Origin of the sequence: Heyndrickxia sp. MSNUG, assembly GCF_049532715.1 — a bacterium.
GTDB lineage: Bacteria > Bacillota > Bacilli > Bacillales > Cytobacillaceae > Mesobacillus.
In genome coordinates, this window is record NZ_CP150978.1 from 2551748 (window position 1) to 2568510 (window position 16763).

Here is a 16763-nt window from a genome sequence, read left to right on the forward strand (position 1 = left end):
CTGTTACTCACAATGGAAACAACATAAATCGATAAAAAAGAGTATCCATGGTACAATGAAGTTTAATATTCAATACACGAATTCATTGTTTGTTTTCCTTGGATTCAAAAGGAGACTGATAACAATGCAAAAAGAAATTCAAAGCCTTATTAATGAAGTTAACACTTCCGGTGCCCATATATTTTATTATTTTCACGACCAGGATCGCTATATTAATAATTTGATAGCCTATGTCATGTCTTCCCTAAAGTTAGGGAACCATGTAATGATCATTGAGAATGATCGGTTCATGCCAATCATTCAGGAAAAAATCAAAGAACAGTTTAGTGAAGAGCAAATAGACATGATCCATACAATAAATAATTATGACTTTTATTGCTACCGCAGCAACTTTCATAAAGAAACGATTCTAAAATATTTAAAAGATATGATTACCCCCTACCTGGAAAAGAAACTGCCTATCAAGACCTGGGCACATGTTGAATGGAGAGATCAAGAAGAGATCTTCCACGCTCTTGGAGAGTATGAGCAAGAGGCAGATCAAATGCTGCAGGAAACTGATTTCACAACAATCTGCGCATATGACGCAAACAGAGTACCACAGACCTTGAAAGATATCCTAATGGATTGCCATGACTATTATATGACGGATGAGTCCATTAGCATAATAAAAAGAAACAAAGCTATAACAAAATGACGATCAATATAAATGTAGAGCATCTGATACAGATGCTCTTTTTCTTATAAGACAGATCAAATTAAACTGACTTCCGTTCTATCAAATGGAACGGAAGCACTATTTTATCAGCGAAATCTATATGGTTGGATTTTTCGACAAATGCATTAAAAGCAGCAATACCCAACTGCTTAGCAGGAATTTCAATCGTCGTGATATTCAGGATTTCCGATACAGGATGGTTATCAAAACTGAATACCGCAATGTCGTCTGGAACCTTCAGGCCAATCCTATTTGCTTCAGAGATTAATCCTGCAGCGACCTGATCATTCCCAACGAGAAAAGCAGTTGGTTTTTCATCCCACTCTATATACTTCGCAATCACTTTATTGCCATCTTCTATACTCAAACACTGACCCAGAATCCAATCACTGCAAAGCATCTCACCTAATTCCTTAAGTTTATGTTTATATGCAGCTATTCGTTTCTGACTGTTTGTTCCTTCTAATCTGCCGAGACATATGGCCACTTTCCGATGCCCTTTTGAAATAAGATGATCCAAGCCAAGATTAAAGGCTTTTACATGCTCGATCGACACGGAAGGGAATTCCTGCTGGTCTGCATCTTCACATAAAATGATTGGCCCACTATCTTTATATTGTAATAAGATATCAAACGGAATGGCCCGTGAGCAAAATATGATGCCATCAATCAGTCCACCACGCAATTGTGCTAGTGCATCCAACTCTTTATCACGTGTATAATCCGTTTGAAAAAGCACCAGCTGGACGTTATGCTTCTTAGCTTCCACGGCAATTCCTTCAAGAAGCCCTGAGAAATAAGGATGGTTGATCGTAGGCATCACGATGCCAACCATATTTGTTTTTCCTTGAGATAAGTGTACAGCATTCAAGTTACGGCTATAACCCAATGTCTCAATTGTTTTTAAGACAATTTCTCTCTTTGTTGGACTTACATACGGATGGTTATTAAGCACCCTGGAGACCGTTGTAACGGATACTCCTGCAAGTCGGGCAATTTCTCGGATATTAGCCATTTTCCAAAACCTCACTCAATTTATATAAATTGCTTGACCTGAAACGCGTTCCACAGATTAAAGTTGCTCTTAAGTAATGAAAAGGAGTGATTCACCATGCTTTCAGGTTTAACAATGCTTGCTGCTTTATGTTTATTAGAGATTATTTTAGCAAAAATCGCCTTAGGAAATGGCAAAAATGAAAAATTTAGTTTCGATGAATTTTATGATTTACAACCAGCAGATAAAAGATAATGACCAGGCGGAACAACGCTGCTATTTTTCTGGCAGCGTTTTTTAAATAGGTACCATCAAGTAAAGGTGGTCACTATAAAGTCCAACTTGACATTTATATGGAATAATCTCTATGCATTTTTATCTCTAAATAAAATCGGGAAGAGGAAAAGTAAAAGGGAAGCAGAATAATATGTAGGTGGGCAGGATAAGAAATTCACTCTATTTGAAACTTTTTCCTGCAGCTTCCGTAAATACTAAAGTCAAATTGAAAGAGGTGAAAAAAATGAGCAAAACGAAGAAGGTTATGGCTGGGATATCGGCAACCGCACTTATAATGGGACTTGTGGGCTGCAACAACAATCAGCAAGTCGCCCCAGACCGGGAATGGGATCCGGATGAATCAGCATCTGATGATCAAGATTGGAGCACGGATGACAGCCAGGAAATACCGCCTGTACCAGAGGGAACGAATTGTTCTGACTGGGAGTGGGATGAAGGAGATGGTGTATGGGAATGTGATGATTCTAGATCACCATATTTTGGACATTACTTTTTTGGCGGAATGTTCTTTGCAAACCGTTCCTTGCTATATAAAAGCAATGATTACATGAAATATAAAAATAGTTCCACCTTTAAAGGCGCAAGACTTGACAGTAATTATAAAAACACTTCGCCAAGGGGAAGCTCTGGATTCGGAAGCGGATCAAGAAGCACGACTGGCGGTTAAAAGGAGAGTCTTAACATGAATCTGTATTTAAATTTTGCAGCCTATTTAGGCTTAGGATTGCTTTTATTATCAGCCGGTGTAGGCTTGTTCGTCCTTGCCACTCCAAAAATCAAGGAATTTACGTTAATCGGCCAGAGGAATGTTACTGCAGCTTTGTCACTCGGCGGGAAAATGCTAGGACTTGCAATAGTATTAGGCGCAGCAGCAGAGTATTCTATTTCACTGTTGGATATGGCAATTTGGGGCTCGATTGGGATTTTCACTCAAATCATTGTCTTCTTTGTTGCTGAATTAGTGACTGTTCGTTACAGTCTTCAAAAAGCGATTGAGGAAGATAACCGTTCAGTAGGTGTCATCTTGTTCTCATTATCATTGGCAGTTGGCTGGATTGTTGCAAAAAGCCTCTCATATTAGAAAGAAGGTTCTATTCCTATGAAAAAGCTGACCTATTTTATCCATAACGGGAAAGGTGATTATGAGCCATTTTATGAATATACCCTATCGAATGTTGGAATTGATGAGTTGTATGCCCGCCAGCTTTGCACTTATTTTATTATAAAAGGCAGCCAGTATGAGCTCATTTCCAATGAAATGGATGGGGATGAAGACATTCTTGTCCTTGAGGATCGTGGGAGGAACAACACTGTCATAGATGAGAAAGCATACCGCGGGCAGGGAATTCATGTGGAATTCCGGCTATTTAAAGAAAGTGAAAATTACAAGCTGCTGACGGCAGTCCCTTGTAAAACACATCTAGACGTAATCAGGTACCTCCTCAAAGATGTAACAGATGTTCCTGGCTATGGCCAAAAGGCCGTTACCTCTACAGAAATCGATGAGGATCGCGGAGTATATGTGCTTTATGTAAAAGACCTTGACGATAACAGCATGGAATAGGAGGGCATTCCATGGAGAGCTATAAAAAGGAACGCAGCAATTTTTATAATCAAATAAATAATTTCTGGCCTGATTTATACGGAGAAGAATATGCTCTTTTTGATATTTCAGCCATTGATGAGCCTGATCTTCGAGAGATCAGGCTTTGCACACTTAGGGTAGGCAAGATTTATTTCAAAGCCGCAGAGCTGTTAAGAAATGTGGATGTTCAAACTTTTATTGATTTGGGTTTTCCAAGGGAAACCTTTGATTTCATCAGGCTTAAAACCATTCCATTTGAAAGCGTAATCGCCAGGCTCGATCTGGTCAAGAACGGTGATTCATACAAATGCATAGAAATTAATTCAGATACTCCTACCTTCATAAAGGAATTATTTTATGTAAATGGTCTTGCTGCAAAAAAGTTTAAGCTAGAAGATCCCAATGAGGGTATGGCCGAACAATTAGGTAAAGCTGTTCGAAAAAGTGTCGCAGAATCAGCAAAATGGCTTAAAGAGGATGAACCTTATGTGGTTTTCACAGCACATGAGGAAAATATAGAAGATAAAAACACTGTATTATATCTTATGGAGCTGTATAGTCTTCCTGCAAAATTCATTCCTTTACATAAGTTAAGAATTGTACCTGGCAGAGGGCTATATGATGAAAATGGAAGGAAAATAAATATTCTTTATCGCCAAACCTTCCCAATCGAAAGCTTGATTGTAGATGAGGACAGCTCAGGTAATAAAATTGGCCAATGGCTGCTTCAGCTTGTTCTCGAAAATAAGCTAGCAATCATCAATCCACCGTCAGCTTTTCTCCTCCAAAACAAAGCAGTCCAAGCAGTAATTTGGGGACTCCATGAAAGCAGCGATGTTTTTTTCAATGAGGAAGAACATAGCTGGATTCAGAAATACTTTCTGCCAACTTACTTAGAGCCTGATCCCTTCATTGGTAAAAAAGTACCTTATGTTAAAAAACCGATTTTCGGCAGGGAAGGAGATACAGTCCAAATATTCGGCCCCTCTGGCAATCTGTTAACTGAAGAAGATCAAAAGACTTTCACAGATGTACCATCTATTTTCCAGAGGTTTGTAAAACTGCCTCAAACCTGTTATTTATGCGAAAAAGGAAAACGAAATGGACATAAGCTTATCGGCAGCTTCTTAATAAATGGCAAGCCATCTGCAATCGGTTTTCGTGTCGGCGGAGAAATTACCAATAATCTCTCCTGTTATTTGCCAGCAGGGCTGTCCAGAGAGTAAGGGGGAGCACAGATGTGGATATTGCAAAAGTTTTTTTCTAAATTAATGAAAATCAGCCTTTGGAAACTGATCTTGATGGCACTTATCGTCATTTTTTTAAGCAGTCTGATCATCAAGACACTAGAACCTGAAACCTTTCCAAGGTTCATGGATGCCTTATGGTGGACAATGACTACCGTTGTCACAGTAGGTTATGGGGATTTTTCACCTAGCAGCGATGTAGGCAGGATTTTTACAATGCTGCTTCTTTATACTATTGGCATAGGAGCAATGGGCGTCATTATTGGAAAAATTTTCGAAAGCTTAACTCTATATAAAAAAATGAAGGAGGAAGGAAAGTTGGCTTATAAAGGGAATGGGCATTATATTCTCATTGGGTCCTCACGGGATAAGTTGACAAATGTCGTCGATGAAATACTTAATTCTAACAAAAAGTGTGATATTGTAATCGTTGACCATAGCAATGAGTCACCTGTTCAGCACGATCGTGTCCATTTTGTAAGCGGAAACCCGGCTGAGGAAGAAGTGTTGATGCAGGCTAATATTCTTGAATCGAAATCCGTTGCAGTCTTTACAGACGATCGAATTGATTTGCCTGAATATGCAGATGGAAAGACACTATTGATTGCTTCTAGAGTTGAACATATTTCTAAGCATTATCATAAAAATTTATATACCATTGCTGAAATTATGAAGGAAAAACATATCGCTTTATTCGAACATGCAAACGTTGATGAATTTATCTTATCTAATGAATCCGTTTCAAAACTAATGGCACATGCAGCGATTTTCCCTGGATCAAGCAGGCTTTTCAAACAATTACTCAGCAATACAGAGGGAGAAAACTTATACGAAATTGTTAAAAAACCTCATTGGAATACGTATAAGGAAGCCGCTATGGAACTATTTGATTTAGGAGCCACACTCATTTCAGATGGCCACGCTCTCGATGTAGCAAGGAAGCATAATGAACATATTCCGGACGGGACAAAAATGTTTGTTATTTGTAATGAAGAGACGTATAAAAAAATTAGCATATAGGCATTTATTCTTATTTTAATGAAAATGTAAAAAACATCCCTTTTTAAGTTTAAAAAACATTCATACGGATATAATAATCACGCAAGGTTAAATTGCAATTTTTTTAAAAGGCTAGGAGGCAACAATTGTGGAACGTGGTAAGGTAAAATGGTTTAACAGTGAAAAAGGCTTTGGATTCATTGAGCGTGAAGGCGGCGAGGATGTATTCGTACACTTCTCAGCTATCCAGGGCGAAGGTTACAAATCTTTAGATGAAGGTCAAGAAGTTACTTTTGAAGTTGAACAAGGTCAGCGTGGCCCACAAGCGACAAACGTACAGAAAGCCTAACTAAGGATTTCTAAAACAGACTCACATTGCGGAGTCTGTTTTTTTGATGTCAAAAAATCAAAGCTAAAGAAAAAAGGAGGGTGTCCCAAAAGGTATAAACTTTTGGGATACCCTCCTTTTATAGGTTAGCTTCTGAAATTGGTCCGTTGATTTCCGTTCCAGGCGCTTCGCTTTCCGCGGGGCTGGCGATGAGCCTCCTCGTCGCTGCGCTCCTGCGGGGTCTCATCTGACCAGCTGCGCCCGCAGGACTTTGAAAAGCTTCCTCGAATCTGCCCACGCACGATGGAAATGCGGTAGCATTTTCGGAGGAGTCTACGCGCCTTCCACTACAATCAACTCTTATTTGACCTTTTGAGTCAGCCTCTTAACTATAGTCCAAAAAATGAACTAATAAAACTCCGCTTTTTTAATTTTTTGAAAGACGGAACGGGAGAAAACAACGCCTTGTTATCCTCCATGACTGCTTCTTCACGATGTGCGGCCGCCTGCTGCATGCCCTCGATGATCTCGTTAAGTCTGGCAACCTCGGTCTGCAGGTCTTCAATTTCCCGTCTATGCTGCAGAATCTGATAGGAAACCACATCATCTGCTTTCCCGTTTAACTTGTTTTCAAGGTAATCCATCCTCTGCAAAAGCTTTTCAACTCCTGCATCAGTTTGAGGTAGAGCTACTGTCGCTTTTCGCGGCTTTTTTCCTTTCAACTTTAAATCCTGCAACAATACCCCATTGTTCAGCTGCTCCTGAATATCCTTAAGTACCTCTATGCTTTCCTCTGAAAATTGATAATGCCCTAATTCAGTCCGTTCCATCTGAAGGTTCGCCTGCTTTACCCACCGCTGAATGGTACTCGGTGAAACTCCAAGCATCTTTGCCACTGCGCTAGTATTCATCCTGATCCCTCCTTGTTATTAAAAGGTTTCGATGCTGATTTCTTTTATCCTGTACAGGTGACAAAACTAGTTTTTATTCGGCAAAGAAAGTGTATTTATAACAGGATTTTCCCGTCAGCTGTCTGGAAACAAATTAAATAAATGCATGAAATCATAAATAGCGATAAGGGGATGATTTATCGAATCCAGTACATTCGCAAGCAAGTTTATCGATCATATTGATTTCATCGAAAAATTTTATATGAAAATTGCGAAACTTTTTCTGGTAAACGATGGTAATATTGTTATAAAGAAGGTAAAGGGTGAGATAAATATGAAATTCCAGATGTTAATAAGCAAGCCAGTAATCATTACAGTTATTTTCGGACTTATATATGTTGGATTTTTGCATATTAAAATCATTCATCATGGAAAAATGGAGGCGCCACAAAATGCAGATTATATTATTGTGCTTGGTGCCCGTGTGAAGGGGACAGTTCCCTCATTGGCACTTCAGGAAAGGATTGACAGTGCCGCTGAGTATTTAAAAGAGAATAAAAACACCATTGCCATTGCATCTGGTGGCAAGGGGCGTGGGGAAGAAATCTCTGAGGCTGAAGCTATAAAAAAAGAATTAGTTGCTCATGGTATCGATGAATCCAGAATCATATTAGAGGACCAGTCGACCGACACATACGAAAATATCGGCTTTTCAAAAAAACTCATCCCTGAAGGTGCGAAGTCAGGGTTGTTAGTGACAAATGATTTCCACATTTTCAGGGCTAAAATGATTGCTGCAAATGAAGGTCTTGATTTAAGCGGCCTTCCTGCCAAAACTCCAATACAGGCAGTAGTAAAATCTTATATTCGTGAATACCTTGCCTTAACAAAGTATTATCTCAAGACCTTATTATAGAAAACACAACGCTATACTGCCCTATGCAAGTGTGAATCGATTTCAACTAAATGAGGTGAATAGATGAATACTATAGCCATCATCATGAATGTTTTAACTTGGCTTGCCCTTTTCATCATGATTGGGAGAATTTATAAAAAGCAGGAAATGAAACCAAAAATATGGAAAGTGCTCATTGTTGTTTTGGTAGGTTTATTCTCTTTTTCTATTAATATCCCAGTTATGGAACAGCAGGTGAAATTAGCTATCCTGCCGCTTGGTGTCTGGATCTTATATTGGATTTACTCAAGAAGGAACGAGGGCATGAGCTGGAGAAGATACCGTCAATATGCCTGGATTGGATTTATTGCGAATTACTTTTTTCTCATAATGAGTTTGTTGATTATTTTTATCCATGGCTGGATTTATCCGAAAGACGAAATATCCACCTATATTTCCGATTTACAAGATTCATCGATCATTAAGACACACCCTTCCGGCCAAATTGTTAGTCTTGATCAGGAAGCACTGTTTTCACAGTTAAAAGAAGCAACCAGGAAACCTGTCTATAGTGAGAAATGGTATTATGAAACCTATGTAAATGCAGAGAATGAAACCAAAATAGACGAACGATTCCCGTATCAGCTTACAGGTGTCACACCTAAACAGGGAAGCGGAATCTCTTCCATTATTTTTATAGAACAGAATGGTAAAGGAATATTAATTTCCCAAGGACAAGAACAATTTTATTTCCAACTTGATGCCCCAATATTAAAGGAGGCAAAGTAGGATGTCTCACAAGACCAAGCTCATTGCCCTTGCATTTGTTGTTGTATTTTTGGCGGCCTTTTTTGGTTACTGGTATTATCTCTCACCCCCTGGAAAATTCCCAAACAAGCAAACGGCTATAGTTGAAATGATGGATACCTTTCCAGAAGCAGATATTAAAGAGATACAGGACGTAACATTCCTTGATATAAAACATGTTTATGTTCCTTTTATCACTAATCATGAAGGATATGGATCTAGTTTTTGGCAATGGGAGCAGCATGAATGGAAATTTGTAAGTATCGATACAGGATCTACTCCGAGAATTTGGACAATAGACCCAGAGAATCCTGCCTCGACTTATATCATTTGGAATTTCCATCCCGACAATCATCTGACAAGCCTGACATTCTACTTAATGAAAGAAAGAGGTTATTCTATTTCAGACGGAAAACAAAACTATCAACCGGAAGTTGAAATGAAACTCAAAACGAATATAGAAGATAAACCATCATATGGAAGTATTCAGCTGCCGAAGGAATGGCAAGATTTTATCATATCTGAACGCCATCTAATGGAAAGCCAAAGTACTGAACCACTTTTTTCAGACTGGTTCCAGCCTCCTCAATACAACTTTGGGTGGCGATCAAAGTCAAAGAATGGTTCTGAGGATTATCCGCCGTATCCTCAAAATAATAACGGGTTTGGCACGGGGGATTACTTTATAGAATTTATGAGATATGTAGATAAGGAAGATTTATATTGAAATAAAAGAGATAGAGAAAATATTTTAGCAGCCATTTTAAAAGGATCGAGCAGATACAGGCTCCATTCTCGGGCCCTTCTTATTTTAGCTGAAACCTTTATGCGTTAAAATTCGTATTATTCATTGAAAAGTAAAAGAAGGTGGGGCATCATGGATAATAGGCTATTTGTATTAATCGCGAACATAATAGGCGGAATCATTATATTTTATTCACTTAGTTTCCTTTTTTCAGGTTTGAATATTGACTCAGTATTTCTTATCGGTATTTTTCTTTTTCTCCAGCTGAGTTTTATTACTACTCTACAGTTCAATTTAATGCATAAGGTCAATAAACTTGAAAAATATCAATCGGAACATGAAAATAAGAGGGGGGCATAACATGAAACCGATCTTAAATGAAGTAGGAACCATTTTCATACCAGTCAGCGACATTGAAAAGGCAAGAGATTGGTATTGTGATATACTTGGTTTTCCGAATGATGGAGAGATATTATTTGGCCATCTATATGTTCTGCCAATGAAGGGTACAGGCATAGTATTAGACAGCAAGATTTATTCAGAACAAACTATTTTTCGTACCCCGGCATTTCATTTAAACGCAACTGACATTCAGGAGGCATATGAATATTTAAGTGCCAAACAAGTCGATTTGGCTACTGCTGTTGAACATGAACATTGGTTTAATTTCAGAGACCCTGATGGCAACCACATAATGGTTTGCAAATGCTGAGTTCTTTTCCTTACCAAAGTGTTTGTTATTAAGCAAAGATCTAGATTTCACAATAAAAGGAGATTCATAAATGTTATTAAAGCGACTAATAAAACTAACTGCCATTGTGAGCTTATTTACACTCGCACTTGGATTTGCCATGCCGGCCTTTGCTTCCAGTGATAATGATGATGATAGCATCAACGAAAAATACGGCCTTCCGATCGTTGTATATGGTGAGGCTTTATCAGAAAAGCAAAAAGCGGAAGTACGTGAATTACTCGGTGTGAGAGATTCCGCAAAGGTTAAAGAAATTACTGTCACCGGTAAGGACCTTGTTACTTATATAAAAGGCGATGAACATTCCAATATGTATTCTTCTGCAAAGATCACAAGGAAAGATACAGGCGAAGGTCTGGTCATCAACCAGGTAACACCTGAAAATATTACGGAAGTTACGGATGAAATGTATGCGAACGCATTATTGACCGCGGGTATCCAGGATGCAGTAGTGGATGTAGCTTCACCAGTTAAGGTTAGCGGACATTCAGCATTAGTGGGGATTTACAAAGCATACGACGAAGGAGAAGGCACAGCATTAAATAAAGATCGTACTGAGGTAGCGAATGAAGAGTTGAACCTTGCAACCGATTTGGCAAAAAAGGAAGGTCTTGATCAAGATAAAGTCAGTGAACTCCTGACAGAAATCAAAAAAGAAATCGCTGCTCAAAACCCGGCAACCAAAGAAGAAATCGAGAAAATCATCGATGAAAAATTAAAGACGCTGCAAATACAGCTCAGCCCTGAAGACAGGCAGCTGCTTGTGGATCTGTTCAACAAGATGCGTGACCTGAACATCAATTTTGATAACGTCCAGTCCCAATTAGAGGATTTATCAAACGATATTCAAAAGAGGATCGAGGAAGCAGTTGGAGATAAAGGCTTCCTGCAGTCCGTATCTAATTTCTTTAAAGAGTTATTTGAAAGCATTAAAAATATTTTTTCTTAAGCCAATTTCATAATCTTCGTTGCTAATGAAAAAAACTGCCTATTTCTCTCAAATAAAAACAGAGGACTCATCCTCTGTTTTTTATTTTTCTATTTTCAGCATTCATTTATAATGGAATAATTAGAACATTAACATAATTTGAAAAAGGGAGTATTAAATCAATGAATATTCGACAAGCGGAAGAAAAGGATGCTGAGAATTTTGCTAAACTCATTCAGGATGTAGAAAATACATCTGAATATATGCTTTACGGACCAGGAGAGAGAGCCTTTAATCCCGAAAGCAAGAAAAAAATGATTACAGCTTTTCAAGCTGAGAAAAATTCTGCTATATTTGTCGCAGAAAAAAATGAAGAACTTCAGGGCTTTTTAATTGCCAAGGGAGGGAGTGCAAAACGGAACCTGCACACGGCATATCTCGTGATTGGGATCCTTGAAAAACATAGAGGCACCGGAATTGGCACGAATCTTTTTGAAGAACTATTTAACTGGGCGAAAGAACAGAACCATCACAGGCTGGAACTTACGGTTATGAGCCATAACGAAGCCGGAAAGAGATTATATACGAAAATGGGTTTCGAAGTAGAAGGTACAAAGAGGCACTCCCTTTTAGTAAATGGAAAATATTTTGATGAGAATTATATGTCAAAGCTTATATAGACACACAGAAAACCAGCACATGAGGAACCGTGCTGGTTTTCTTATAAGATAAGAAAGTATAAATTTCACTTCGAGAAATGTCCAGCTCCAGCGCCTAGCCCCTCGAGTCGCTTCGGTCCTGCCAATGAAGTCAAAGAACGACTTCACTGTCAGGCCCTCCAGCGCTTGTCGGAGTTAACCAGTCGCCTCCGCTTTTCGAATTGTCTAGTTTCGCCTCCTAGAAACTCCGAAACTTCAACTCCGCCGCCGGCAGAAGCAAAAAACGCTTCTTTGTCGGAGTCTCCAGTTTCTGCGTTTCTGGGCAGTCGGCTTTACATTTCGATTTCGGTCCGCCCAATGAAGTCAAAGAACGATTTCAACGGTCGGCCCTCCGACGGACAGGACGTCCTAGTGCCGACGTTGCCGCAGGACGCGGCGTTTTAGTCGGCCAGCGCTTGTCGGGGCTGACCAAAGCGCTTGCGCTTTTCTTAAGATTGATGCGCTTCCCATTCTTCTCGTAGAAGTCCCATTTTAACCGAATCATAATATTTGCCATTATAAAGTCGGCATTTTCTGATACGAGCTTCTTCTACCATCCCAAGTTTTTTCCCAACGGTGATCATTCTTGCATTTCCCGACCAGGTCGTAAAACCGATCCTCGGAATAGGGAATGTGGTAAACAAGTGCTCAATCCATACACGCAAAGCATCTGTTCCATACCCGCCATTCCAATACTCTGGAAGATAGATGACAATACCGATTTCGAGCCACTGTGAGGTTTCATGCTCCCAATAATACGTAACCATGCCAATGATATCGTCATCGACTTTAATCAGATATTTTCGGTCATACCCTTGATGGATTAGATTTGTCATCTGCTCTTTAAATTTATCAAGTTCAATTCTTTTTAGAGGGTAGTATGGAGCATCCCATTTCTTCCATTCTGGATGTTCATCCTTGTGGATAAGTCCCCACCAGTCTTCCAAATCCTCTTCAGTAAGCTTGCACAAATAAACTAATTCACCAGGCAAAACGTCCGGGCTTTGCATTTCCAGGACCTCCTTAAAGGTTTTGAGCCTAGAATCTTATGCATAATTAATTCTCTTTAACTCTATTATTTCCTGCATGCAGTCAAAAATACCAGTAAACTTAAACATACAAAAAAAGACGCTTTAATCAGCGTCTTTTAGTTCATTGCTTCGTCATCTATAAATGCTTTTTCCTCAATAGCGAAAAAATTAAGTCCGGCGGCGATTGCGAAAGCTCCTCCAAGTAATACAAATGTAGTCATCATTATGTAATCGCTCCTGTCAAAAATATTTTTGTTTAGTTATTTATATTGTTCCCAGATTGGAAATCTATTAAACCACTTATTACAAAAAAATGACAAAATAAATTGATTACCTAGCTTTTTGTAATAAAGGAGAATTTCCATATGACTATTTAAAGGACTTAGTTTCTGAAAACAGAATTTTAAAAGGAGCGTTTTCATATCAAAAACACATAACTTCTTAAGTAAATAGTTATTTTAAAATGGAGGAGTATATCATGCATCATTTAAGAAGCAAAAAAATCGACCGGGAATTAGCATTAGAAATATTAAATTGGAAATATGAGAAACCGTATGAACTTTATAACAATGAAGTCAATGAAGAGTCATTATATGAATTGCTGGCGAATCCTTATACTGCTGTAATCGGTGAAAATGAATATTTAACAGGTTTTTATTGTTACGGTGAATCTTCCCAGGTACCTGCCGGGCGGCCTGCAGGTGTTTACAAGCTGGCAGCCATAGATATAGGTATAGGCATGAACCCTGAGGTCACCGGAAAAGGGAATGGAAAACTCTTTTTTTCATTTGTATTGAGTGAATTGCAGAAATTGTTTCCTGATAAGAATATGCGGCTAACTGTAGCTGTTTTTAATGAAAGAGCCATAAAATTGTACGAAAATACAGGTTTCATCAAAGAAGGAGAATTCCAAAGTAGTGCAACCGCGTTCATAACTATGGTAAAGAATTAAAAAAGTAATGCGTTATAGCAAGTGGGGACTTTTTTTAAAAAAGCTTAACAAATTATTTGAAAATGTTAAATACTCCCTATATAATGAAAAAGCTGTGTGAAATTCCAAGTAGATTTGGATACTCATAAGCGATATATATAGAATGAAGGGGAGAACAAAGATGAAAAAGTTTTGGATTTTACTTTCAGCGATCACATTCGCAATCGGGTTGACAGCATGCTCAACAGATAAGGAAAAGGAAGCACAACCTGAAAAGAAGGAAACAGAAGAGGCTGCTAAACCAGCTGCAAATCCTAAGAGCGCAATGTATAAATTCTATATGAGTGTCGTAAATGCAATTAATGAGGCTGACGCTGACCTAAGTGCATACGAAGGAGAAGAAGATCCTAAAGCTCAAGCAGAATTAAAAGCAGCAGCAAGTGCTTCTGCAGCAAAAGTCGCTTCAAATGTTGAAGGCTTGGAAGTACCAGCAGATTTGAAGGATCAGAAAGCGGATCTTGAAGCTGCAATCAAGGATATCGCAGCATCTTATAATGCAAAAGCGGAAGAGCTGAAAAAAGATGCTCCAAACATGGAAGCTGCTGACGCGACATTCGCACAAGGTGAAGAAAAACTTGGCGCTGCATTTGAAAGCGTAGGAATGAATAAGCCTGTATTATCTAAAGAACTGTAATTAAACTTTACAAAAGAAGCTGTGCCATTTTGGCACAGCTTCTTTTATTCTGGCAGTTCTTCTTTTTCTTTAGTTGCACTAGCTGAATCCGTATTCTTCATATTAAAGTAAGTATCCATAACCGCTCTCCCAATCTTCAAATTTGCACGATTGTCTACACTGCCCTGATATGCCCATGGTACCATGACCGCCATGGCAATTTCAGGATTTGTTGAAGGGGCATAGCCGACAAGACTTAAATTCATCGTTTGGACAAGAGGCTCATTTTTTTTGCGCAAAGGGCCGTCATAAAAAGCTTCTGCTGTACCTGTTTTTCCTGCAGGAGAGTAGGGGGCATCACCAAAAAATCGGTATGCTGTACCACCTGGTTCCTGCATCACTTTTTTAAATCCTGTGTGAACACGGTTGAACCATTCTTTCTCCATACCCACTTCATTAAGGACTGCAGGGGGATATGCCATAAAGACAGGTCCAAGGTCGCTGCTATTGGATGCTGGTTCGCGAATCTCCTTCACAATTCTTGGCTGCATCCGCAAACCGCCGTTGGCAATGGTTGAAATATATTGGGCAAGCTGCATATTGGAATACGTATCATACTGCCCAATCACAAGATCTAGCACTTTTCCAATAGGATAATTGACGCCCTTTGCGCCTGTCTGTTCATTGGGCAGGTCTATTCCTGTACGGATTCCAAGCCCAAATGAAGCGAAAGAGTTACGGATTGTATCCCAAACTTCGGGCTCTAGATTTAGAGGTTTTTTATATTGGTATACTCCTTTGCCGATTCTGATGGCTGTGTGGAACATATATACGTTCGAGGACTTTTTCAGCGCATCAATGTCATTCAGTACACCTAAATAATTATAAGATTTCTTAATTGGTGTACCTGCAATTTCAAGAGCCCCATCATCAAAACTTGTCGTTGAATTGATTGCTCCGGCTTTGTAACCGGTCAATACAGTAGCTCCTTTAACAACCGAACCAACGTTGAAAGTGTTTAATATATTACCTAAGGCATCATCTTCAAGGTAATTTTCTCCGGTTTCCTGATCTTTAACGATTTTTTTACCCGCCATCGTCAAAATTTCTCCAGTGTGCGGATCCATTAATACAACATAAGCCCTATCTAATAAACTGGTACCAGGTGAACTTTTTGCCGCCCATAATTCCTTCTCGATCACTTTCTCTACAGCAATCTGCAGGTCGATATCCAGACTCAATATTAAATCCTTGCCCCTTTGTCCTCCAGAGACAAGCTCCTTTTCCAACAATTCGCCTGCCTTGTCAGTCACGTTGATCACTTTTTCTTTTTTCCCCTGAAGCACATCTTCATATTCGAGTTCTAAATAGCTTTTTCCAACTCGGTCATTGCGAGTATAGCCCCTTGACATGTAATAGTCGATTCTGTCAGCTGGAAGTCCCTCAATCGTTGTCGTAACTCTGCCAAGGACTGGTTTAAATGTATCATTATATAAATACTTCCTGTCCCAATCTGTCGTAGCGTTCACTCCTGGAAGCATATCAAGGTTTTCATTTACTGCTGCAAATTCCTTACGGGTTACATCCTCATTCTTGATAACCTGGGGTGTGAATTTATATCCACTATTCATGATCCTGAAAATAGCTAATACCTCAAGATCCTCTTCCGTTAGATCAGCTAGATGTTTATCTGTAATTCTATCAAGCTGTATTTTATATAGATCTTTGTCTTTAAGTTTTTTATCTTTGAATAATTCCATTTCTTTCTTTGTAATCAGTTTCTTTGCTGCTTCAGGATTTCTAATCATCCAGAAGTCCTTTTTATCACGTTCTTGAATTTTATCCGTTTTCTGGTGGATGAGTTTTGCGAGGTTTTCTGCCACCATTAGCATATCTGTTTGCGAGGCGCCTTCATTCGTATAAGTAATCGCATTAATGGGCTTGTTGTCGACGATCACTTTGAGATTTCGATCAAACATTTTGCCGCGTGGAACGGGATTATTGACCGTTACATCTTCTTTTCGTTCGATTTCTCGCTTAAAATCCTCTCCATGGACTATTTGAACAATACCCAGCCTAAGAATCAGCAGTGAAAAAAGGAAAAATACAGAAAAGAAAAGGATATTCACCCGGAGTGGGGTTTGATTTTTCTTTTTAGGCAAGCATCTCACATCCTATGAAAATATATTTCGTTACCATCCATTACCAATAGTCTACATAAAATTTCCATAAGATGTAAAGAAAAA

General features: G+C 38.9%; 20 protein-coding genes. 16 read left to right on the plus strand and 4 right to left on the minus strand.

The window, feature by feature from the left end:
• Positions 1-124: 124 nt before the first annotated feature.
• On the plus strand, positions 125-697 hold the full coding sequence (locus tag AABM38_RS12740) for an MEDS domain-containing protein (protein ID WP_423406769.1): 573 nt from the start codon (positions 125-127) through the stop codon (positions 695-697).
• Between the two features lie 61 nt (positions 698-758).
• Here the strand turns inward: AABM38_RS12740 and AABM38_RS12745 are convergent, their stop codons facing one another.
• A complete protein-coding gene (locus AABM38_RS12745) occupies positions 759-1733 on the minus strand; it encodes a LacI family DNA-binding transcriptional regulator (protein WP_423406770.1) in 975 nt (324 codons plus the stop codon).
• A gap of 96 nt (positions 1734-1829) precedes the next feature.
• Here AABM38_RS12745 and AABM38_RS12750 point away from each other — a divergent pair, with 96 nt between their 5' ends.
• From AABM38_RS12750 to AABM38_RS12780, 7 genes are all read left to right on the plus strand, one after another.
• Positions 1830-1967, plus strand: coding sequence for a hypothetical protein (locus AABM38_RS12750; protein ID WP_423406771.1), 138 nt, complete (start codon positions 1830-1832; stop codon positions 1965-1967).
• A gap of 265 nt (positions 1968-2232) precedes the next feature.
• Entirely contained in the window at positions 2233-2676 is a 444-nt protein-coding gene (locus AABM38_RS12755) for an aminotransferase yhxA (protein ID WP_423406772.1), read from the plus strand.
• Between the two features lie 15 nt (positions 2677-2691).
• Positions 2692-3090, plus strand: coding sequence for a DUF350 domain-containing protein (locus AABM38_RS12760; protein ID WP_423406773.1), 399 nt, complete (start codon positions 2692-2694; stop codon positions 3088-3090).
• An 18-nt stretch (positions 3091-3108) separates the two neighbouring features.
• Complete coding sequence (locus AABM38_RS12765) at positions 3109-3573, plus strand: RNA helicase (RefSeq protein ID WP_423406774.1); 465 nt, start codon at positions 3109-3111, stop codon at positions 3571-3573.
• Positions 3574-3584: 11 nt separating this feature from the next.
• Complete coding sequence (locus AABM38_RS12770) at positions 3585-4820, plus strand: glutathionylspermidine synthase family protein (RefSeq protein ID WP_423406775.1); 1236 nt, start codon at positions 3585-3587, stop codon at positions 4818-4820.
• Positions 4821-4832: 12 nt separating this feature from the next.
• On the plus strand, positions 4833-5861 hold the full coding sequence (locus AABM38_RS12775) for an ion channel (protein ID WP_423406776.1): 1029 nt from the start codon (positions 4833-4835) through the stop codon (positions 5859-5861).
• A 127-nt stretch (positions 5862-5988) separates the two neighbouring features.
• Positions 5989-6189 carry a cold-shock protein gene (locus tag AABM38_RS12780; RefSeq protein ID WP_023614065.1) on the plus strand — a complete coding sequence of 67 codons (201 nt, stop codon included), beginning with the start codon at positions 5989-5991 and terminating at the stop codon, positions 6187-6189.
• Between the two features lie 368 nt (positions 6190-6557).
• Here AABM38_RS12780 and AABM38_RS12785 read toward each other — a convergent pair whose 3' ends face one another.
• The gene (locus AABM38_RS12785; RefSeq protein WP_423406777.1) at positions 6558-7079 is read right to left on the minus strand and encodes a MerR family transcriptional regulator; all 522 of its coding nucleotides are present in this window, start codon (positions 7077-7079) and stop codon (positions 6558-6560) included.
• A 325-nt stretch (positions 7080-7404) separates the two neighbouring features.
• On the opposite strand from AABM38_RS12785, the gene AABM38_RS12790 reads away from it, so the two are divergent.
• The 6 genes from AABM38_RS12790 to AABM38_RS12815 all read left to right on the plus strand — a co-directional run bounded on the left by AABM38_RS12790 (position 7405) and on the right by AABM38_RS12815 (position 11864).
• Positions 7405-7974, plus strand: a complete 570-nt coding sequence (locus AABM38_RS12790) for a YdcF family protein (RefSeq protein ID WP_423410729.1) — start codon at positions 7405-7407, stop codon at positions 7972-7974.
• A gap of 63 nt (positions 7975-8037) precedes the next feature.
• Positions 8038-8742, plus strand: a complete 705-nt coding sequence (locus AABM38_RS12795; protein WP_423406778.1) for a hypothetical protein — start codon at positions 8038-8040, stop codon at positions 8740-8742.
• Position 8743: 1 nt separating this feature from the next.
• Positions 8744-9487 carry a hypothetical protein gene (locus AABM38_RS12800; RefSeq protein WP_423406779.1) on the plus strand — a complete coding sequence of 248 codons (744 nt, stop codon included), beginning with the start codon at positions 8744-8746 and terminating at the stop codon, positions 9485-9487.
• Between the two features lie 379 nt (positions 9488-9866).
• Positions 9867-10217 (plus strand): VOC family protein, encoded by a 351-nt coding sequence (locus tag AABM38_RS12805; protein WP_423406780.1) that lies wholly within the window; start codon positions 9867-9869, stop codon positions 10215-10217.
• 70 nt (positions 10218-10287) lie between these two features.
• Complete coding sequence (locus AABM38_RS12810; RefSeq protein WP_423406781.1) at positions 10288-11205, plus strand: DUF1002 domain-containing protein; 918 nt, start codon at positions 10288-10290, stop codon at positions 11203-11205.
• A 161-nt stretch (positions 11206-11366) separates the two neighbouring features.
• Positions 11367-11864: a GNAT family N-acetyltransferase gene (locus AABM38_RS12815; RefSeq protein ID WP_423406782.1), complete on the plus strand. Its 498-nt coding sequence runs from the start codon at positions 11367-11369 to the stop codon at positions 11862-11864.
• Between the two features lie 467 nt (positions 11865-12331).
• On the opposite strand, the gene AABM38_RS12820 is transcribed toward AABM38_RS12815, so the two are convergent.
• Positions 12332-12892, minus strand: coding sequence for a GNAT family N-acetyltransferase (locus AABM38_RS12820; protein WP_423406783.1), 561 nt, complete (start codon positions 12890-12892; stop codon positions 12332-12334).
• A 499-nt stretch (positions 12893-13391) separates the two neighbouring features.
• Between AABM38_RS12820 and AABM38_RS12825 the strand changes: the two genes are divergently transcribed.
• The gene (locus AABM38_RS12825) at positions 13392-13865 is read left to right on the plus strand and encodes a GNAT family N-acetyltransferase (protein WP_423406784.1); all 474 of its coding nucleotides are present in this window, start codon (positions 13392-13394) and stop codon (positions 13863-13865) included.
• 160 nt (positions 13866-14025) lie between these two features.
• Positions 14026-14538 (plus strand): hypothetical protein, encoded by a 513-nt coding sequence (locus AABM38_RS12830; protein ID WP_423406785.1) that lies wholly within the window; start codon positions 14026-14028, stop codon positions 14536-14538.
• A 44-nt stretch (positions 14539-14582) separates the two neighbouring features.
• Here the strand turns inward: AABM38_RS12830 and AABM38_RS12835 are convergent, their stop codons facing one another.
• Complete coding sequence (locus AABM38_RS12835) at positions 14583-16679, minus strand: peptidoglycan D,D-transpeptidase FtsI family protein (protein ID WP_423406786.1); 2097 nt, start codon at positions 16677-16679, stop codon at positions 14583-14585.
• Between the last annotated feature and the right edge of the window lie 84 nt (positions 16680-16763).